Origin of the sequence: Agreia pratensis (assembly GCF_900177685.1) — a bacterium.
Classification (GTDB): domain Bacteria; phylum Actinomycetota; class Actinomycetes; order Actinomycetales; family Microbacteriaceae; genus Agreia; species Agreia pratensis.
Window position 1 is genome coordinate 1 of record NZ_FXAY01000005.1, and the last position, 17964, is coordinate 17964.

The following is a 17964-nucleotide window of genomic DNA, read 5'->3' on the forward strand; positions in this document are numbered from 1 at the left end:
TTGGTCAGGTCGACGACGGTGTCACCGGCGGTGAGGGAGAAGCCGGAGCCTTCGTGCTTGATGGTGCCCTGCACGTAGGGGCGGTACTTCTGGGCGGGGTCGTAGTAGTCGACGTTTCCGCCGGTGATGGGGAAGTGGAGCGATCCGTCGGTGAGGGTCGCGGTTCCGACGGTGCCGGGGGTGAGGCCGAGGCTGGTGAGAGCGGCGGCGAAGCCCGAGTCGAGGAGAACGGCGGTGTCGACTCCGGTGAGGCTGGGGATCGATGCGACCGGTGTGGGGGTCGATTCGGCCGATGACGTGGGCGACGACGACGTCGAGTCGGTCGACTCGGACGAGCTGGAGCAGGCGGCCATCGAGATGGTCAGGATGCCGGCGGTCAGGAGACCGAGTGTTGCTTTCGTGATGTTGCGCATGGTGTTGATTCCTTCGCTGGGTGGTGTTGCAGACACGAATGATTCGGCACCCTCACGAAGACGGTTTGGTCACGGACGAAACTCGTTGGTCGAGTAGTGAGGAACGAACGTATTGAGACCATCGAGATGCCTGTCGGGGTGGTCTCGATACGTCGGGCTCGTTCCTCGCCCGACTACTCGACCAGCGCAGACCGCCCGACTACTCGACCAGCGTCGTGTTACTCCGGCTTGGCGCGTCGCTGGTCGAGTTCAGCCTCGAGCTGGCGGATGCGATCCTGCTGCCTGTGGAACTCGATCTCGCGTTCGAGATCGGCCAGCTCCTCCTCGGTGGTCTTGACTCGCGTCGTCTGCGTCGACGAGATCGTGCCCGCCGCCTTCTCCCGGCGACGCGGATCTCCGAAACCGCCGAGATTGACGGACTGACTGTATTCCCGTCCGATCGTGAACCAGAGGATGCTGCCGATGAGGGGAAGGAAGACGACTAACAGCACCCACACGACCTTGGGTAGATGCTTCACCTGATCGTCGCGTCGAAGGATGATGTCGACGAGCGCACCGATCATCAGCGCGAGGAGAACAGCAGTCATGACCGGCATGCGCGTCAGTCTAGCCACGCCACGCATCGGGAATCGAGCTTTCGATACAGATTGAGTCAAACCCGAGCAAAGCTCGCCTCACACCGATTCACCCCGCCCAGTACTGTGTGCCCATGCCCTCCACACCCACCGTTCTCTTCGTCTGCATTCACAATGCGGGTCGCTCACAGATGGCCGCCGGCTACATGACCGCCCTCTCCGGCGGCGCCGTCATCGTGCGTTCGGGCGGCTCCGAACCCGGCCACGAGATCAACCCCGTCGCCATCCAGGTCATGGCCGAAGAGGGCATCGACATCTCTCACGCCGTACCTCAGCTCATGACGACCGAGGCCGTTCGCGAGTCTGATGTGGTGATCACCATGGGCTGCGGCGACGTCTGCCCCATTTTTCCCGGCAAACGCTACGAGGATTGGGAGCTCGTCGACCCGAAGGGCAAGGGCATCGACGAGGTACGCGCCATCCGCGACTCGATCAAGGGTCGCGTCACGGCGCTTCTGTCAGAACTCCTGCCCGAGGTCTGAGCATGCTCGCCTAGTCAGGCGGCGACGAGGGCTATCGCCACCGTCGCGATCCAGGCGAGAACGGCCACGTAGAGCAGTCTCTCGACGAGTCCGAAGAATCGCTTGAGCGGGCCGACGAGGCTGGTCAACAGAATGAGCGCGCTGAAGACCGCCATCGCCCAGGCGAGCACGCCCGACGCCGGCGCGATACCCGAAAGTCCTGCGTCACCGGCGAACGTACCCGTGAAGAGGAACGCTGCCACGGTGGCCGACGCGAAGAACGCGGTGGCGAGCAGGTTGTGCCGCAGGCCGGTTGAGGTGCGCGGAGCGCCCGGCGCATCCATCGGCACCCACCCGATCGTGAGGCGCGCGAAGCCCAGAATGACGAGGAACACGATGCCCGCCGCATTGGCTTCGGTCAGAGCTTCGATGAGAGCGACTGCGAGCATGAGCGCCGCGACGCCGAGCGACAGGGCCGCAGCACGGTAGAAGGTGAAGTAGTCCGTGATTCCGTACTGACTCACGGGGTCGCGCACGGGATTCAGGCCGGTGGGCGCCACGTGCAGATAGACCAGGCAGCCGAGACAGACGACCACACCCAGCAACGCGATCACAGCGATTGCGGTCACCATTCGAGTCCTCCTTCGGCCCCGTTCAGACGACGGCGGCGGTCACTGTCGATCATGCACCACTACATGACCCCCTGCGCGATCAACGCCCAGCGAATGGCCGGGGCCACGTGCTCGGAGTACTGCACCGTCATGTGCACCTGGTCGTACTTGGTGGGCAGCGTGCCCGCGAAGGCGGGGCACTGCCCGTCGACGCAGCTGAACGGCAGTGAGCTCACGGCGTGATCGCCCGTGGCGGGCGCAGCAGCCTCGAACGCCGACTCGAAGTCATTCCAGACGGCATCGACGTTCACGGCGCAATCGATCGGGCTCGACACCGTCGAGTAGCACTGGCCGAGCGGTGCACCCAGGGGCGGCGGCGCGAGGTACACGATCCGACCCGGCGCGTTGTAGCTCGCCGCCTCGGCAAGCGTGGATGCGACGAGGTCGCCGGTCGACAGCGGCCGGCGGTCGGTCGACTGCCCCAGCGCGAAGGCGTTCGACATCACGACGAGCTGGGGCGCGTCGGCCCGGATGCGATCGGCCACGTCCTGCTTGCGCTGCGGGCACGCATCCATCACGCCGTCGCCGTCGTTCTGTACGAGCACGTCGGTGAAGCGGCATCCATACAACCCGATCGTGGTGATCTGCCATTGGTCGCCGCTGGCCTCGGCCATCGCTTTGAACGCCGGGGCGTAGGCCATGGCGGTCGAGTCGCCCACGAGGTACATGTGCTTCGGCGCGCTGCGGTTGCCCCAGGTGCAGTCGTCGACGTTCGGGGTGTCGCCTATGTCGAAACAGCGCCGGGCGGGGTTGGTGTTCGAGGTCTGCGACATCGCATCGTCGATCGAGGGCGAGAGGTTGTCGGGCCAGGCTGTGGCGGTGAGCGCCGCAGCGAGGTCTGCCTGCAACTGCACTTCGGGGTTCTCGGCCACCACAGGTGCCGCGACGGGAGCCGCCATGGGCGTGTGATCGCGCAGCACGCTGAACGAGCTCAGTCCGACGATCACGCCGACCACCATCAGGGCGACGGTCGCGAGGATCGCGTGAGCTCCGAAGCGATCACGCCACGCCTGCCACGCCTCACGCCTCGCAGCGCGCGAGCCGGAGCGCCGCAGCAGCGGCGAGTGGTGGAACGGCTGCTCGACGAGATAGAACGAGATCATCGAGATGGCGAGGGTGAGCCCCAGAATGATCGCCGTGACCGTCGGAGTCTGTTCAGGCATCAGCAGCAGCACGAAGATGAGCACCGGAAAGTGCCACAGATAAAGCGAGTACGACAGGTTGCCGAGGTAGACGCTCACCGGGTTGTCGAGCACGAAGAGGGAGCGCTGGCGCCCCCCGATTCCGCCGGCGATGATGAGCATCGTCGCGCCGACCGCGAGCGCGGCTCCGGGGCCCGGGAACGGCGTCTCGTCGGTGACCTGCACGAACGACCAGAGCAGGGCGAGCAGGCCGAGCCATCCCACAACGAATCGGATGCCGGCGGGCAGCTTGGCCAGCACCGGCGCGGCGATCGCGAGCAGGGCTCCGGCGCCGAGCTCCCAGGCGCGCGAGAACGTCGAAAAGTAGGCGGCCGCAGGGCTGGATGCCGTCTGCTGCACCGCGTAGAGGAACGACACGACCACGAGCGCCGCCATCACGACGGCGAGCGCGACGCGGGCCCGAGCGGGGGAACGCAGCAGCCTCGTCGCGATAGCGAGCACGATGATCACGAGCCACGGCCAGACCAGATAGAACTGCTCCTCGACCGACAGCGACCAATAGTGCTGCAGCGGCGACGCGGGGTCTGTGGCGTGGAAGTAGTCGGTACCGAGAGCCGTGAATCGCCAGTTGGCCACGAAGAGCAGCGAGCACACGCCATCCCAGATGGTCGACAGTCCGCGCGCGCGGTTGAACAGAAAATAGCCGACCGTCGCTGTGACCACGATCACCGTGAGGGCGGCGGGCACGATGCGGCGGATGCGGCGGGCATAGAAGCCGGCGAGTGAGATCGCGCCGTGCTGCTCGTGGTCGCGCAGCAGCAGCCCCGTGATGAGAAAGCCGGAGATCACGAAGAACACGTCGACGCCGGCGAATCCGCCACTCGGCCACGCGATCACATGGTTCACGATCACCGCGATCACGGCCACGGCTCGAAGGCCCTGGATGTCTGCACGGATGACCCGCGGGTGCGTCACCTCGGTCGCGTCATCTGCTTCAGGCATCGTCGCGTTGTTCTGCTGCGTCACGTACTACTCGTCTCCCCCGGTCTGAGCCGTGCAGAGCCTATCGCGCCGCCGTTGAAAGCGCTCTCCAACAGGGGCAGAATCGAGGCATGACTCATCCCGCATTTCGCCAGGTCGTGCTCGACTCCGAGAACGCGCGCGAACTCGCCGAGTTCTACCGCCAGCTTCTCGACCTCCGCTACGAACCCGGCGACGAGGCACCCGCCGAGGGTGAGCCCGACCCTTCCGGCGCCGACTGGCTGGTGCTGCTCGGATCAGACGCGCGCCGTCTGCTCGCGTTCCAACAGGTCGAGAAACTCGAGCGGGCGACGTGGCCCGAAGGCCCGAGACCGCAGCAGCTCCATCTCGATTTCAGTGTTCCGAGCCTCGACGAACTCCGCACCCACAACATCCGGGCCCTGAGCCTCGGTGCGACCCTGCTCGACGACCGCATAGACGACCCAGACGAGGCACTCGTCGTACTGGCAGACCCGGCGGGGCATCCGTTCTGCATCTTCGTGACCGCTGACTGACCCGACCGATCCTGGCCGACCCGCCACCCGACCGATCCGCTACGCCGATGCGTGTTTGCCTTGGGCACGCCCGCCGCGGGAGACTGGAAGTCCACACCGGATCGCTACTGAGTCTTCCGCCGACCGAGGAGCTCACCATGGCTGAAACAACCGAGCCGATCGACGCCCGCGTCGGTCTCTACATCGACTTCGACAACATCGTCATCTCTCGTTACCAGCAGCTGCACGGCCGCAACGCTTTTCAGCGCGACGGTATTCGCGACTTCGACAAGACCGACCCGAACAACGACCCCGAGATCGCCGCACGCCTCGCCGCGGCGACCGTCGACTTCAGCGCGATCATCGACTTCGCCGCCAGCTTCGGAACCACTGTGGTCAACCGCGCCTACGCCGACTGGTCGGTTCCGGTGAACGCTAGCTACCAGCGCCAGCTCATGTCGCGGGCGGTCGACCTCACACAGCTCTTCACGACCACGACCCGCGGCACCAAGAACGGGGCAGACATCCGCCTCGCCGTCGACGTGGTCGAAGATCTCTTCCGCCTGCCCGACCTCACACACGTGATCATCGTCGCGGGCGACTCCGACTACATCGCACTCGCGCAGAAGGCCAAGCGTCTCGGCCGCTTCGTCGTGGGCATCGGCGTGGCCGGCTCGACGAGTACGTCGCTCGCCGCAGCCTGCGACGAGTTCGAGGACTACGACTCGCTGCCCGGCATCGAGAAGCGTCCAGAGGTCGTCGCTCCGGCCGGCTCGACCTCGTCGCGCCGCGGTTCGAAGAAGACCCCGGATGCCGCTGCGGGCGTCGTCGAGGCCGGTTCCGACAGCGCGGGTTCAGGCCCGGCCGAGACGGAGGCCGAGCCGAAGAAGGCGGCAGCACGCTCGCGCCGCGTCACGGTGCCGATGTTCTCGCACACCGAAGACGTGCCGTTCGAAGAGCCCGAGCCAGAGCCAGAAGACGCGCAGACCGTGGCAACCGAGCTGCTCGTGCGTGCACTGCAGATCGGCCACGCCAAGGGCGACGCCGACGAGTGGCTCAACACCGGATCGGTGAAGAATCAGATGCGACGCATGGACCCGTCGTTCAACGAGAAGCCCCTGGGCTACCGCTCGTTCACCGATTTTCTCGCCTCGCGCGACGACGTGGCGGAGCTGGCCGAAGAGGGGCAGCAGCGCCTCATCCGCCTGCTCTCCTCGGCCGACGCCAAGCGCTGAGCCGCGGGGGCCGCACGGGGCGCGGATCAGCCGGCGACGTAGCGGCCCGGGCGGTGGTTGAGTGCGAGCACCACGTTGAGAACGGCGGCGCCCAGCGCTGAGATCAGAACGATCGTCGGCGAGACCACGGCCAAGGCGGCGATCACCACCGCCACGTCGAGGCCCATCTGCACGTAGCCCGCACGCCAGCCGAACTTCTCCTGCATCAGCAGTGCGAGCACGTTGAAGCCGCCGAGGCTCGATCCGTGGCGGAACAGGATGAGCATGCCGACCCCGGCCAGCAGGTTGCCGACGAGGATTCCGTAGACCGCGTCGAGGTGCTCGAAGCTCACGAGCGACGGGATGATCGACGAGAACAGCGACACGAGCCCGACCGTGATGATGGTGCGTACCGTGAAGGCCACACCCTTCTTCCACAACGCCAGCGCGAAGAACGGCGCATTCACCAGTAGGAACAGTACGGGGAACGGCAGAGCGGCGGCATAGCTGATGAGCAGCGAGAGCCCCGCGGTTCCGCCGGTCACGGCTCCGGCGCTCTTCAGCAGGAACAGGCCGAGCGAGGTGGTGATGGTGCCCGTCAGGATCGCGAGCATGTCTTCGACGATGGTGTGCCGAGGAGGCCCGACGAGCGGGGTCGCGTGCGTGGTCGTCGGTTCGGGCAGCACGGCAGAAGGCGAATTCACTGTCGAATAGTCGCAGGGGCTGCACATCGGCGCAAGACGTGCTACTCAGACCTTACATTCTGCAGCCTGTATGCCATCAATAGTGGCAAAATGCTCAGATGAACCCACTCGACACCCTCGATGCGAGGCTTCTGCTTGCCCTCGACGACGACCCGGATGCGACGATCCTCTCGTTGTCGCGCACCCTCGGTGTTGCCCGCAACACGGTTCACGCGCGCTTCGCCCGGCTCGCCCGTATCGGGGCACTCAAGGAGCCGAGTCGACGCATCGATCCGGCCGCGCTCGGCTACTCCCTCGTGGCCTTCGTCTCGATCGCGATCAGCCAGGCCACGGGTCATCTCGCCGAAGCCGGACTCGCCGAGCTGCCGGAGGTCGTCGAGATCCACTCCACGACAGGCGAAGCCGATCTGCTCGTGAAGGTGCTCGCGCGCAGCACCGAAGAGTTGCGCAGCATTACAGTGGCGATGCTCGCGATCGAGGGCGTGGTGCGCACGAACACCGCGATCTCCCTGGTCGAGACGATGCCCCTGCGCCTGCGCCCACTTCTGGAGCGCGCAGCCGAGGCCTGAGTGAGCAGAAGTTGTCGGTTCGATCGAATCGCACGCACAACAACTGCACACTCGACGTCGTCACTCAGTGCATGATCATTCCGCCAGTGACGTTGAACGACTGGCCGGTCAGGTACTCGCCATCGGTCGAGGCGAGGAACAGGGCGAACCCGGCCACGTCATCCGGTGTGCCGAGGCGCCCGAGCGGCGACTTCTTCGACCAGGTGGCGACGTCTTCGTCAGTGCGCGTGTCTTTGCCCATATCGGTGAGCACGTAGCCGGGCAGCAGGGAGTTCACCCTGATCTGGTGCTCGCCCCACTCGAGAGCGGCCGCCCGGGTGAGCCCCACGACCGCGGCCTTCGACGCGGCGTACGCGCCTTCGTCTGCTCCTCCGGCTTTGGCCGCCATGCTGGCGATGTTCACGATCGTGCCGCCGGTGCCCTGCTCGATCATGGCGCGAGCGGCGTGCTGCATGGCGAAGAGTGTGCCACGGGCGTTGACGTCCATCACGAGATCCCAGCGCTCCGGCGTGAGATCGAGCAGGCTTCCCCGCGCCAGGATTCCCGCACTGTTGACCAGCACGTCGATACCGCCGAGTTCGGCCCGCGCCGCCGCGAACGCCGCCTCGACACTCGCGACATCGACCAGGTCACAGTGCAGGATGCGACGGGCCGGCTCCGTCTCAGCGTCAGACTCGCGAGACGAGTCGCCGCGCGGAAGGTCGAGCACGATCGCGCGCGCGCCCTCGTCGATGAATCGCTCCGCGATGCGACTGCCGATGCCGCCGCCTCCGCCCACGACAACGACGCGCGTGGACGCGAAACGCATCATGCGCGGTCGAGCGAGAGACCGGAGAGAGCGAAGTAGCGGTCGAACTCGAGCCCTCCGCGCAATTGGTCGACAAGGCGCACGAGCAAGAAGCTGCGTCGCGACACATGCCAGGTGGGCACCGCACCCGGCACGCCCCCGTCTGCCGTGACCGAGTAGGGCAACGGCAGGGCAGCCCTGTATTGGTCGATCCAGACCGCGATCACCCGGTCGACGAGATTGCCGCCGTAGAAGAGGTCGACGAAGAATGGGCGCGCGTTGTCGTACTGGAAGTTGGCGGGCTTCACCCAGTCGAGCAGCGCGTCGATCTGGATGTCGTCCGCTTCCATTCCGAACTCGACCGAAATGTCGACGTCGTCGTTCAGCACCGCACGGCTGCCGTGCTGCGTCACCCTCACGACAGATCCGCCCTGACCAGTATTCGAGGCCGAGAGGTTCTGGTGAAAAATCGGTCCGAACGTGATGGCGTTCCACTGGGCAGGGCCGGTCGGCTCTATCGACAGGTAGATCTGGGGCAGCTGCACGACTGATCCTTTCGAAAAACGGGAGAGGCGGGCGGATCAGTAGAAGAGCGGCGCCGCAAACGAGTAGAGCAGACCGTTGAGCACGCCGATCAGGAGTGAAACGCCCAGCGTCGTACCAACGATCGCGAGGAGCTTCGATGGGCCGCCTTTGAGGTAGCCGAGCACGCCGAGAATGACGGCGCCGAGGCCGAGCAGCGCGTTGAGCACCGTCTGAGTGCCGTTGACGACCGCGTACAACGACGGGTTACCCGACCCGAAGATGCTGAGTTGAATGAACGAGAAAATGAACCCGAGCACGATACTCGAGGCTCCGAGGATCGCCGAGACCAGGCCCATCGTGTTCTTCGCACGCGGCGGCTTGCTCTGCTGTGGCTGCTGCCCGTAGCCGGGGTACGCCTGCTGCTGTGGCGACTGGGGCTGGGCATAACCCTGCTGTGGCTGTTGACCGTAGCCCGGGTGCTGCGGCTGCGGTTGCGCGTAGCTGGGCTGCTGCGGCTGCGGTTGCGCGTAGCTGGGTTGCTGCTGCTGCGGCTGCTGGTAAGCAGGAGGTTGCTGCTGCGGCTGCGGCTGCGGCTGCTGCGGCATGGCCGGGGGTTCGAAGGTCATGATCGTCCTCTGTGCTCGCTTGGGGTGTGCTTAGAGTATGGCGGCGGCGAGGTCGTCAGCGCACGCGATCCGATCAACATCCGGCCGAAGCGACGCCTAGAGGGCCAGCAGTTTCCGTTTGGCAGCGGCGAACTCGTCGTCTGTCAGCACTCCGTCGCGATGAAAAGCGGCCAACGCACCCAGCTCGGCGATGAAGTCGCGAGCCGGCGCCGCGGCATCCGGGGCCCGCTCAGCGACAGGCTCGGGCCGAGCGGATGCGAGAGAGCCGTTGGCAGCGAGCCGCGCGTCGGCGATCGCGCCGGTTATGGCGGCGACCCCTTCACGGAACTCGCGCACGTCGTCGAGAGTCAGGAGGTTGGTGTCATCGCCGTGACCGACGGTGACGCGGATCGTTGCGAGCCCACGTGTCTTCTGCAGAGTGCTCTGGACGACGTCGACCTCGGTGATATCGATCACGGCGACATCGTGCAGGGTGCGTTCCGCATCGCCGAGGTGCACGAAGAGGTGATCGTGGATCACCAGGTAACGCCCGGCGCCCACCTTCGAGATGGGGTTGCCCACGGCCGCCCAGCGCGTGCCCTCGGGCAGCTTGGGCTTCGGAGCGTAGGAGGCCGTCGGCTTCGGCATATCCGCCTGCCTCGTGGTCCAGGCGCGGCCGTCCCACCAGCGCTTTCCGCCGGATCCGTCGTCGTACCATCCTGCAGCGACATCAGTCATAGCTCTTTACCCCCACCCGAGCGTAAACCGCTCAGGCCCCTTCCACCACGAAGCCCGCAGCCGCGATGTACTCGTCGAAGTGAGTTCCCTCTTCGAGTGCATCGACGAGTCGGCAGAGCGCGTGGCTCCACCGCCCCACTCTCCACGCCGCGACGTTCGTGAAGCCGAGATCACTCACCGCATCCTGCGGCTTGAGCTGTGGCGCGGGCAGAAGCGCAGTCAGGTTGTCGACCCAGATCGCGGTGACGCGATCGACCAGGGAGCCGCGAAAGAAGACGTCGACATAAATGGGCAGCACCGCCTTGCTCGAAAAGCCCGCGTCGCGGGTCCACTCGCGCGCGTTCTTCGCATGCTCGCCCACCCTCGCCTGCAGACCCCACTCGAGCGCGACATCGATGTTGCTCACGAGGATGGCCCGCGATGCAGGCCGGTCGACGACGGGATGCCCGGTCATGTTCGAGGGCTTGACGCTGGTGGCCTCGTGAAAGAGCGGGCCATCGACGACGAGCCAGTCGGTGCTCGGTGTGTTCGCGATCAGGCCGCGCAGTTCGGTCAGGTACATGGCTGCCTCCAGCGGGGTTCGATACACAGTGTATTGTGGCGCGGCCTCGGTGCTGCGAGACTGGTCGCGGATCGGGGGATCATGACCAGGCGCACCGGTATAGACATAGACGTTCCCACCTGGGGCACTCCACGCAGGCTCTCTCGACGCGCACGCCGCGTCATCTCGATTCTCAGCGGCGTGGTCGCTGTGGCGCTCGTGATCTCGATTGTCACATCCAGCTCTCCGTGGGCGTCGAGCATGCTCATCCGCGCCGTCTTCGAGAAAGGCGGCCGCGAGACGGTGGCCGAGATGCTTCCGTACGTTCCCGCATCCGGAGTCACCGAGACGCTCGACGTGCAATACGGCGACGGCACGGCCGGCGCCGCGACGACTCTGGATGCGTTCCGCCCGGAATCCGCGAACGGTCCCCTTCCGACGGTGGTCTGGATTCACGGCGGCGCGTGGATCTCGGGCGACAAGAGCAACGTCGCGCCCTACCTGAAGATCCTCGCGGCCGAGGGGTACACGACGATCGGACTCAACTACTCGATAGCACCCGAGTCCATCTACCCGACGGCGATCTTTCAGCTGAACGACGCCCTGGCCTATATCGACAAGCACGCGGCAGAACTCGGCGTCGACCCCGAGCAGATCGTGCTGGCCGGCGATTCGGCCGGCGCTCAACTCGCCAGTGAGCTCGCCGGAATCACCACGAACCCGTCGTATGCAACGGTCGTGGGCATCGACCCGGCGCTGTCGCCGACACAACTCGTGGGCACGATTCTGAACTGCGGCGTCTACGACCTGCAGCGCATGTCCGAGCTGAACGGCATCGAGGCGTGGGGCTTCAAGATCTCGCTCTGGGCTTACACCGGCACCAAAGACTGGTCTGACACCTCTGCGGGCGCGACCATGTCGAGCCTGGGTTTCGTCACCTCCGACTTTCCAGCGACCTACATCTCGGGCGGCAACGGCGACGCCCTCACCTGGGTCGAGTCGGTTCCCATGTCGAACGCGCTGAAGGCCGCCGGCGTCGAGGTCGACGAGTTGTTCTGGGCCGCAGACCACGAGCCCGCGCTCCCCCACGAGTACCAGTTCCACCTCGACTACGACGATGCGCACACCGCCCTCGACCGCACACTGGCGTTTCTCACGACACACACCGACGCCCCCTAAGCGGCGCAGATGCTTCAATGGATGTCGACACCCACCGAACGAGAGAAGCCCCGTGCCGTCGATCTCCGAGCTGATCATCCCCAGCAAGCGCAACGTCAAAGGACTCACGGCATCCATCGCCGAGCTGAAGTCAGGCGAGCTCGTCAAAGCCGTGTTCTCGACCCCGCGCTACGGCGTCGTCTCGATCGAAGGTCGGGCTCACTTCTCGAAGACGACGAACTCGTTCATGATCGCGGGCCGGGCCCTGGATGCGAACCTCAAGCCCGACAAATCGCTGCAGCTTCTCGAGATCATCGACCCGCAGGCGGCCCTGGCCGACGACGGCGTCGCGGCGCTCAGCGACGAGGAGCTCGCGGCACTCCCCTCCGGCGACCCGGCCGACGTCGTTCCGACACTGCAGCACGGCGACGTGATCGCGGCCCGCTACTTCGAGCTCGCCTACGGCGCGTTCACCGTGATGGGCGCGTGCGTCGCCGCCCCCGGCTCATCGCTGATGCTCGGCACGTGGTTCGTCTCCCGCAACGGAGTTCCTGCGAGCCGCCTCAACCACGTCGACGTGGTGGCACGTGCCGCCGACGGCGAGCTGCGCATCCCAGCAGCCATCTCGTCATGGGGCGAGGAGTCGGGCTCCGACGAGCTGTAGTCCCGACATGGCCGAGGGGGTTGTCGCCTCGTTCGCGGCGCCTCTAGCCTCGATGAATGGCCATCGATCCCGCCGCGAGCATGCAGTCCGACGCCTTCGACCCAGCATCCAATCATCTGGATGCGCGCATCGACACGGTGCGCACCTGGACACTGCGGCGCCGTCACGAGCTGGTCGTCACACGACATGACACCGGAGCCGTAGAGCTGCGCATCGATGCCGGCAAACCCGAACAGGCGGGCCGCCTGCTCGCGCGGGTGCACGACGACCTGCACTCGAAGACCGTGATGGAGTTCTTTCGCGAGTGGCGGGTCATCTCCTAGCGACGACCAGGCCATGCACACTAGACCGATGCACGATTCTTCCGACGTCACCACTCGCACCTCGACTGTCGACGAGTGGACCCGTGCCCTCGCCGGAACGAACGGCTCGCCGGGCGGGGGCGCGGGGGCCGGGGTGATGCTCGCGATAGCCGCATCGCTGATGTCGATGGTCGCGGGCTATTCGGAACGCGCCGACGGGCAAAGCGAGCGGCGCGCGGGCGGCGAGAGCAGCGATCTCTCAGAGCTGCGCGCTCGTGCGCACTCACTCCGCGAGGACGCCCTGCGCCTCGCCGACGAGGATTCGGCGGCGTCGTCGGCATTCGGCGCTGCCTACCGCCTCGAGAAAGGCCCGGAGCGAGACGCCGCCGTGCGCGCGGCCTCGGTCGACGCCGCCCGCGCATCCAGCATTCTGGGCCGTCGCGCGTCCGAAGCCGTCGACGACCTCGAGTTGCTGGCGCTGCACGGAAACCCCGCGCTGATCGCCGATGTGGTCGTCGCCCTCGGCGCACTGAGAGCTGCGATCACAGGCGCACGCACGAATGTGAGCTTCGACCTCGCCGCGGTCTCTCGCGCTGGGGAGTCGCCCGAGCAGGTTCGGGAGGAGAACCCCGAGGTCTGGAGCTCGGTGACACTCTTCGACCAGGCTCGCGACCGCATCGACGCGATCACGGCTGCGGTCGACGACCGGGCAGCCCCGACCGACCACGAGTAAAGCCGCGTATCAGCCGAACTGCAGCAGGATCTTTCCCATGTGGGCGCTCGACTCCATTCGTCGATGAGCATCGGCCGCCTCGTCGGGCGTGAAGACGCTGTCGACGGTCGGCTTCACGAGCCCCTGCTCGATGAGCGGCCACACCGACTCACGCACAGACGCGATGATCGCGGCGCGCTCGGCCAGCGGCCTGGCACGCAGCGTCGTCGCCCAGATACGACCGCGTTTCACCATGAGCGAGCCCACATTGAACGACGTCGTTTCGCCGCTCTGGTTCGCGATGACCATGATGCGGCCACCGATCGACAGGGCCCGGATGTCTCGGCCGATGTAATCGCCGCCCACCATGTCGAGGATCACGTCGATGCCGACTCCTCCCGTCTCGTGGTTGACGACCTCCACGAAGTCCTGCTCGCGATAGTTGATACCGATGGCCCCGAGCCCCTCGGCGAACGCAACCTTCTCGGCCGACCCCGCCGTCGCGAAGACGCGCGATCCTCGAGCAGCGGCGATCTGGATGGCCATGGCCCCGATGCCACTCGACCCTCCGTGGGCCAGAAAGGCCTCGGTCGGTGCCAGCTCGGCGCTCATGAACACGTTCGACCAGACGGTGGCGGCCACCTCGGGCAGCGCCGCGGCCTCGAGAAGAGACACACCAGCGGGCACCGGAAGGACGAGACTCTGATCGACGACCGCGCGCTCGGCGTAACCGCCACCGGGCAGCAGCGCGCACACCTCGTCGCCGATTCGCCACTCCGAGACGTCGTCGCCAACTCCGCTGACGATGCCCGACACTTCGAGCCCGGGCCAGAGCGGGGCGCCGGAGGGTGGCGGATAGCTGCCTCGGCGCTGTGAGATGTCGGCACCGTTGAGGCCGGCTCCCACGACGTCGATGCGCACATCCGATGGTCCGACGGGAGGCTCGATGACCTCGGCGATCGTCAGCACTGACGGATCACCGAATCGAGGAAGTGTGATGGCTCGCATGCCGCGAGTCTACGAGCCGAGGCGGCCCGACAGGCGCGTGTGCAGCGCGCGGCTGCGCCCATCCAGCCCTTCGAACGCGACCGTCACGCCGTGTTGGCGGTACTTGTTCTCGACCGAGTCGAGCGCGGCCACGGTCGACGCATCCCAGATCTGGGCCGCTCCGAAGTCGACCACCACGCTCGGCGGATCGATCGCATACGAGAAGTGCTCGACCAGGTCGTTGCTGCTGCCGAAGAACAGAGGCCCGTGCACGGTGTAGCGAACAGAAGCACCGTCGTCGGCAGAGACGCGATCGACCCGGATGACGTGGGCCACGCGACGCGCGAACAGCACCATCGCGAGAACCACACCCACGAGCACACCGAGGGCGAGATTGCCGGTGGCGACGACGACCACGACCGTGATGACCATGACGAGGGTCTCGGGCACGGGCATCCGGCGCAGCGTTGCGGGGCGCAGGCTGTGCCAGTCGACGGTGGTGATCGCAACGATCATCATGACCGCCGCGAGCGCCACCATCGGGATCTGCGCCATGAGATCGCTGAGCAGGGTCACGAGAGCGAGAAGCACAAGACCGGCGACGAAGGTCGAGATGCGAGTTCGGGCGCGCCCCATCTTGACGTTCACGACGGTCTGGCCGATCATGGCGCATCCGGCGATTCCGCCGTAGAAGCCGGCAAGAATGTTCGCGACGCCCAGCGCCCACGACTCACGGCTCTTGTGAGAGCGGGTCTCGGTGATGTCGTCGACGAGCTTCGCCGTGAGCAGCGTCTCCATCAGACCCACGAACGCGACACTGAGCGCCGTGGGCCAGATGAGCTGCAGGGTCTCGAGGTTCAGCGGAGCCAGGAACGGCGTGATGCCGGGCAGCGCCCCACCGATCTCTCCCTCGTCACCCACGTTGGGAACGCTCAGGTGCGCGATCATCACGATCGCCGTGACGACGACGATGGCGACCAGGGGCGCTGGCACCGCCGTCGTGAGGCGCGGGAGGATCAGGATGATCGCCACGGTGAGGGCGAACAGCGGGTAGACGAGCCACGGCACGCCGAGGAGGTGCGGCACCTGGGCGACGAAGATCAGAATCCCGAGGGCGTTGACGAATCCGATCATCACCGACCGGGGAATGAACCGCATGAGTCGGGCCAGACCGAGCGCGCCGAACGCGATCTGCACGATGCCGGCCAAGATGATCGCCGGCAGCAGGTACTCGACGCCGTGATCCTTGACGAGGGGTGCGACGACCAGCGCCACCGAACCCGCAGCGGCGGTGACCATCGCGGGTCGCCCACCGAGGATCGACATCGTGATGGCGAGAACGATGGATGCGACGAGGCTCACCTTGGGATCGACACCGGCGATCACCGAGAACGAGATGACTTCCGGAATCAGAGCCAGCGTCGTGACGATTCCGGCGAGCACCTCGCGACTCAGGAGCCGAGGAGAGCGGAGAGCCTGAAGAGTCGTGACTTCGAGCTGAGGGGCGGTAGATCCGGGGAGCGCGGGCACCGGAACAGCCTACGTTGGCCGATGTTGTTAACTCGCTGGTTGCGATTTTACTGATATCGCAGCTATCGGTAGTGTTACTATCAGTGGGTGCTCATCTCTCAGGTCTCTCAGCTCTCCGGCACCCCTGCAGCCACCATCAAGTACTACGTGCGCAGTGGTCTCCTTCCCGCCGGCACGCGGAGCGGCGAGAACCGCACCAGCTACGACGAGTCACACGTCGAGCGGCTCCGGCTCATCCGGGCCATGCTCGAGGTGGGCAAGCTGTCGGTGAGTTCGGCGACCGCCGTGCTCGCGGCCCTCGACGACACGTCGAAGCCGATCGCAGAGACCTTCGAGGTGGCGCAGAACGCGCTCGCCCGCGATGCCGTCGCAGATGTTAGCGAGCCGTCCGAAGAGAGCTTCGAGCGCGCCGACGGCGTCATCGACCGCGCCGGGTGGAACGACTGCCGCGACAACGTGGGGCGGCGCATCCTGGCGCAGACCATCGACGGCTTCGCCAGAGCAGGCCACACGATGAGCGACGAGTATCTCGATCGCTACGCGGCGGCCGCCGACATCGTGGCCGCCGCCGACCTCGACGCCGTCGGCGCGATCGCCGACCCCTCCGAACGAACCGAACTCATGGTCGTGGGCACCGTGCTCGGCGATTCCCTCTCACTAGGTCTGCGGCGCATCGCCCAGGCTCACCGAACCGCAGAACGGAACCTGTGATGTCGTCTCTGAAACGCGCCTACGCCTGGCACCGACCACTTATGACGGTGGCCGCGCTGATGGTGCTGTGCACCGCAGTATGCCTCGTCGGCGCCGCGATCGACCCCCGGAACGTGGGCGGAGCAGAGGTGTGGCTCAAGCCGCTGAAGTTCTCGCTGTCGATCCTGCTGTACTGCGTCACCTGGGCCTGGCTGATCGCGCACCTGCCGCGGTTCAGAAAGATGGCCCACACCGCCGGCACGGTGATCGCCGTCGCCGTCGCCGTCGAGCAGATCGCGATCGTGGGCGCGGCCGCCTCGGCGACGACGAGCCACTTCAACGTCTCTACGCCATTCGCCACGGCCCTTTGGGGCGTCATGGCTGTTTCGATCACCGTTCTCTATGTGGCGACGTTCGTCACCACCGTGCTGCTGTTCTGGATGCCGCTTCCCACCGTCTCGCTGACCGTGGCCGTTCGCGCCGGCGCGGCTCTCGCGCTCGTCGGCCTCGGACTGGCCTTCCTGATGACAGGCCCGACGGCAGAGCAGCTCGACAACTATCAGGGCATCGTGGGAGCTCACACCGTGGGCGTCTCGGATGGCGGCCCCGGCCTGCCGCTCCTGGGGTGGAGCACCGTCGCGGGAGATCTGCGCATTCCACACTTCGTCGGCATGCATGCACTGCAGCTCGTGCCGCTGTTCGCCATCGCACTCGGTGCGCTGGCCGGGCGCATCCGGATTCTCGCCGACGACCGCGTGCGCACCCGACTGGTGATCGTTGCCGCGTCGGCCTTCGCGGCGATGCTCGCCGTGCTGACGACCCAGGCCCTGATCGGGCAGTCCATCGTGCGACCGGATGGCGCGATCCTCATAGCGGGCTGGGCTGTGGGCGCAGCCTCGGTGACCGCCGCCGCCATCGTCCTCGTTGCCGCCGCGCGGCATCCGCTGCAGACCGAACGGCGCCCGATCGCCGAGACGTCACCGTTCGCCGAGACAACAGAGAAGGTTCGATCATGAGTCGATTTCGTGGCAACTGGAGTGCGGCAGCTGTTCTCTACCTCGTGCTCGCCATCGTCGGGCTGGTCGGAACGTGGACCTTCAACATCACCTCCATCGTCGAGAAGCGAGATTTTCTGGGCGAGTGGTTCGGAAGCGGCCCATCGGTGAACTCCCTCGGGGTCGACCTCGCGGTCGTAGCCGTGGCCGCAATCGTCTTCATGGTGGCGGAGGCTCGGAGGCTTCGTCTGCGAGGGATCGTGGTCTACATCGTGCTCGTCCCCGTTGTGGCACTGGCCTTCGCCTTCCCCCTCTTCCTCTGCGCCCGCGAGCGCCACCTGACCCGCCAGCGAGCTGCTGAGCGCTGAGGTGCGGGATATGGCCGCTTTCATGCGCGACGAAGCGGC

At 66.2% G+C, this 17964-nt stretch carries 22 protein-coding genes and 1 pseudogene; 11 read left to right on the forward strand and 12 right to left on the reverse strand.

Annotated elements, in window-relative coordinates; genetic code table 11:
- Both B9Y86_RS13605 and B9Y86_RS13610 read right to left on the reverse strand, forming a co-directional pair.
- Positions 1 to 413 (reverse strand): annotated as a pseudogene (locus B9Y86_RS13605) (hypothetical protein); the annotation flags it as partial.
- A gap of 218 nt (positions 414 to 631) precedes the next feature.
- A complete protein-coding gene (locus tag B9Y86_RS13610) occupies positions 632 to 1009 on the reverse strand; it encodes a PLDc N-terminal domain-containing protein (protein ID WP_085486982.1) in 378 nt (125 codons plus the stop codon).
- 113 nt (positions 1010 to 1122) lie between these two features.
- Between B9Y86_RS13610 and B9Y86_RS13615 the strand changes: the two genes are divergently transcribed.
- Complete coding sequence (locus B9Y86_RS13615; protein ID WP_085486984.1) at positions 1123 to 1530, forward strand: arsenate reductase ArsC; 408 nt, start codon at positions 1123 to 1125, stop codon at positions 1528 to 1530.
- 14 nt (positions 1531 to 1544) lie between these two features.
- Here B9Y86_RS13615 and B9Y86_RS13620 read toward each other — a convergent pair whose 3' ends face one another.
- A complete protein-coding gene (locus B9Y86_RS13620; protein ID WP_085486986.1) occupies positions 1545 to 2141 on the reverse strand; it encodes a DUF998 domain-containing protein in 597 nt (198 codons plus the stop codon).
- A 59-nt stretch (positions 2142 to 2200) separates the two neighbouring features.
- Positions 2201 to 4348, reverse strand: a complete 2148-nt coding sequence (locus tag B9Y86_RS13625; protein WP_244894766.1) for an acyltransferase family protein — start codon at positions 4346 to 4348, stop codon at positions 2201 to 2203.
- A gap of 86 nt (positions 4349 to 4434) precedes the next feature.
- Between B9Y86_RS13625 and B9Y86_RS13630 the strand changes: the two genes are divergently transcribed.
- Together B9Y86_RS13630 and B9Y86_RS13635 are read left to right on the forward strand one after the other, a co-directional pair.
- A complete protein-coding gene (locus B9Y86_RS13630; RefSeq protein ID WP_085486988.1) occupies positions 4435 to 4857 on the forward strand; it encodes a VOC family protein in 423 nt (140 codons plus the stop codon).
- A gap of 137 nt (positions 4858 to 4994) precedes the next feature.
- Entirely contained in the window at positions 4995 to 6071 is a 1077-nt protein-coding gene (locus B9Y86_RS13635; RefSeq protein WP_085486990.1) for an NYN domain-containing protein, read from the forward strand.
- Between the two features lie 26 nt (positions 6072 to 6097).
- Here the strand turns inward: B9Y86_RS13635 and B9Y86_RS13640 are convergent, their stop codons facing one another.
- Positions 6098 to 6754 (reverse strand): YitT family protein, encoded by a 657-nt coding sequence (locus B9Y86_RS13640; RefSeq protein ID WP_410372042.1) that lies wholly within the window; start codon positions 6752 to 6754, stop codon positions 6098 to 6100.
- A 98-nt stretch (positions 6755 to 6852) separates the two neighbouring features.
- Between B9Y86_RS13640 and B9Y86_RS13645 the strand changes: the two genes are divergently transcribed.
- Complete coding sequence (locus B9Y86_RS13645; protein ID WP_085486994.1) at positions 6853 to 7323, forward strand: Lrp/AsnC family transcriptional regulator; 471 nt, start codon at positions 6853 to 6855, stop codon at positions 7321 to 7323.
- A 64-nt stretch (positions 7324 to 7387) separates the two neighbouring features.
- Here the strand turns inward: B9Y86_RS13645 and B9Y86_RS13650 are convergent, their stop codons facing one another.
- The 5 genes from B9Y86_RS13650 to B9Y86_RS13670 all read right to left on the reverse strand — a co-directional run bounded on the left by B9Y86_RS13650 (position 7388) and on the right by B9Y86_RS13670 (position 10540).
- Entirely contained in the window at positions 7388 to 8134 is a 747-nt protein-coding gene (locus tag B9Y86_RS13650) for an SDR family NAD(P)-dependent oxidoreductase (RefSeq protein WP_228515853.1), read from the reverse strand.
- Complete coding sequence (locus tag B9Y86_RS13655) at positions 8131 to 8655, reverse strand: hypothetical protein (RefSeq protein ID WP_085486996.1); 525 nt, start codon at positions 8653 to 8655, stop codon at positions 8131 to 8133. Before B9Y86_RS13655 ends, B9Y86_RS13650 begins: the two co-directional genes overlap by 4 nt.
- A 36-nt stretch (positions 8656 to 8691) precedes the next feature.
- Positions 8692 to 9261, reverse strand: coding sequence for a hypothetical protein (locus B9Y86_RS17585; protein WP_176223365.1), 570 nt, complete (start codon positions 9259 to 9261; stop codon positions 8692 to 8694).
- 96 nt (positions 9262 to 9357) lie between these two features.
- Positions 9358 to 9978: a PH domain-containing protein gene (locus B9Y86_RS17590; protein WP_085486998.1), complete on the reverse strand. Its 621-nt coding sequence runs from the start codon at positions 9976 to 9978 to the stop codon at positions 9358 to 9360.
- Between the two features lie 31 nt (positions 9979 to 10009).
- Positions 10010 to 10540 (reverse strand): hypothetical protein, encoded by a 531-nt coding sequence (locus B9Y86_RS13670; RefSeq protein WP_085487000.1) that lies wholly within the window; start codon positions 10538 to 10540, stop codon positions 10010 to 10012.
- Between the two features lie 81 nt (positions 10541 to 10621).
- On the opposite strand from B9Y86_RS13670, the gene B9Y86_RS13675 reads away from it, so the two are divergent.
- The 4 genes from B9Y86_RS13675 to B9Y86_RS13690 are packed head-to-tail and all read left to right on the forward strand — an operon-like array spanning position 10622 to position 13376.
- Positions 10622 to 11698, forward strand: coding sequence for an alpha/beta hydrolase (locus B9Y86_RS13675; protein ID WP_085487554.1), 1077 nt, complete (start codon positions 10622 to 10624; stop codon positions 11696 to 11698).
- A gap of 52 nt (positions 11699 to 11750) precedes the next feature.
- A complete protein-coding gene (locus B9Y86_RS13680; RefSeq protein ID WP_085487002.1) occupies positions 11751 to 12341 on the forward strand; it encodes a hypothetical protein in 591 nt (196 codons plus the stop codon).
- A 56-nt stretch (positions 12342 to 12397) separates the two neighbouring features.
- Complete coding sequence (locus tag B9Y86_RS13685) at positions 12398 to 12664, forward strand: hypothetical protein (protein ID WP_085487004.1); 267 nt, start codon at positions 12398 to 12400, stop codon at positions 12662 to 12664.
- 28 nt (positions 12665 to 12692) lie between these two features.
- Positions 12693 to 13376, forward strand: coding sequence for a cyclodeaminase/cyclohydrolase family protein (locus B9Y86_RS13690; protein ID WP_085487006.1), 684 nt, complete (start codon positions 12693 to 12695; stop codon positions 13374 to 13376).
- Between the two features lie 9 nt (positions 13377 to 13385).
- On the opposite strand, the gene B9Y86_RS13695 is transcribed toward B9Y86_RS13690, so the two are convergent.
- Positions 13386 to 14363 carry an NAD(P)H-quinone oxidoreductase gene (locus B9Y86_RS13695; RefSeq protein ID WP_085487008.1) on the reverse strand — a complete coding sequence of 326 codons (978 nt, stop codon included), beginning with the start codon at positions 14361 to 14363 and terminating at the stop codon, positions 13386 to 13388.
- Between the two features lie 9 nt (positions 14364 to 14372).
- Entirely contained in the window at positions 14373 to 15872 is a 1500-nt protein-coding gene (locus B9Y86_RS13700) for a SulP family inorganic anion transporter (RefSeq protein WP_085487010.1), read from the reverse strand.
- Positions 15873 to 15959: 87 nt separating this feature from the next.
- Between B9Y86_RS13700 and B9Y86_RS13705 the strand changes: the two genes are divergently transcribed.
- Genes B9Y86_RS13705 through B9Y86_RS13715 form a run of 3 tightly spaced genes read left to right on the forward strand, consistent with a single transcriptional unit; the run spans position 15960 to position 17925 of the window.
- Positions 15960 to 16583, forward strand: coding sequence for a MerR family transcriptional regulator (locus B9Y86_RS13705; RefSeq protein ID WP_085487012.1), 624 nt, complete (start codon positions 15960 to 15962; stop codon positions 16581 to 16583).
- Positions 16583 to 17578, forward strand: a complete 996-nt coding sequence (locus tag B9Y86_RS13710; protein WP_244894767.1) for a hypothetical protein — start codon at positions 16583 to 16585, stop codon at positions 17576 to 17578. The genes B9Y86_RS13705 and B9Y86_RS13710 overlap by 1 nt, the downstream gene beginning before the upstream one ends.
- Entirely contained in the window at positions 17575 to 17925 is a 351-nt protein-coding gene (locus B9Y86_RS13715; protein ID WP_085487014.1) for a DUF2834 domain-containing protein, read from the forward strand. The genes B9Y86_RS13710 and B9Y86_RS13715 overlap by 4 nt, the downstream gene beginning before the upstream one ends.
- Positions 17926 to 17964: the final 39 nt, after the last annotated feature.

Coding starts and splice junctions, on each gene's coding strand:
- B9Y86_RS13610 (WP_085486982.1), bottom strand. CDS start 1,009: ATGCCGGTCATGACTGCTGTTCTCCTCGCGCTGATGATCGGTGCGCTC.
- B9Y86_RS13615 (WP_085486984.1), top strand. CDS start 1,123: ATGCCCTCCACACCCACCGTTCTCTTCGTCTGCATTCACAATGCGGGT.
- B9Y86_RS13620 (WP_085486986.1), bottom strand. CDS start 2,141: ATGGTGACCGCAATCGCTGTGATCGCGTTGCTGGGTGTGGTCGTCTGT.
- B9Y86_RS13630 (WP_085486988.1), top strand. CDS start 4,435: ATGACTCATCCCGCATTTCGCCAGGTCGTGCTCGACTCCGAGAACGCG.
- B9Y86_RS13635 (WP_085486990.1), top strand. CDS start 4,995: ATGGCTGAAACAACCGAGCCGATCGACGCCCGCGTCGGTCTCTACATC.
- B9Y86_RS13645 (WP_085486994.1), top strand. CDS start 6,853: ATGAACCCACTCGACACCCTCGATGCGAGGCTTCTGCTTGCCCTCGAC.
- B9Y86_RS13650 (WP_228515853.1), bottom strand. CDS start 8,134: ATGATGCGTTTCGCGTCCACGCGCGTCGTTGTCGTGGGCGGAGGCGGC.
- B9Y86_RS17585 (WP_176223365.1), bottom strand. CDS start 9,261: ATGACCTTCGAACCCCCGGCCATGCCGCAGCAGCCGCAGCCGCAGCCG.
- B9Y86_RS17590 (WP_085486998.1), bottom strand. CDS start 9,978: ATGACTGATGTCGCTGCAGGATGGTACGACGACGGATCCGGCGGAAAG.
- B9Y86_RS13670 (WP_085487000.1), bottom strand. CDS start 10,540: ATGTACCTGACCGAACTGCGCGGCCTGATCGCGAACACACCGAGCACC.
- B9Y86_RS13675 (WP_085487554.1), top strand. CDS start 10,622: ATGACCAGGCGCACCGGTATAGACATAGACGTTCCCACCTGGGGCACT.
- B9Y86_RS13685 (WP_085487004.1), top strand. CDS start 12,398: ATGGCCATCGATCCCGCCGCGAGCATGCAGTCCGACGCCTTCGACCCA.
- B9Y86_RS13690 (WP_085487006.1), top strand. CDS start 12,693: ATGCACGATTCTTCCGACGTCACCACTCGCACCTCGACTGTCGACGAG.
- B9Y86_RS13695 (WP_085487008.1), bottom strand. CDS start 14,363: ATGCGAGCCATCACACTTCCTCGATTCGGTGATCCGTCAGTGCTGACG.
- B9Y86_RS13710 (WP_244894767.1), top strand. CDS start 16,583: ATGTCGTCTCTGAAACGCGCCTACGCCTGGCACCGACCACTTATGACG.
- B9Y86_RS13715 (WP_085487014.1), top strand. CDS start 17,575: ATGAGTCGATTTCGTGGCAACTGGAGTGCGGCAGCTGTTCTCTACCTC.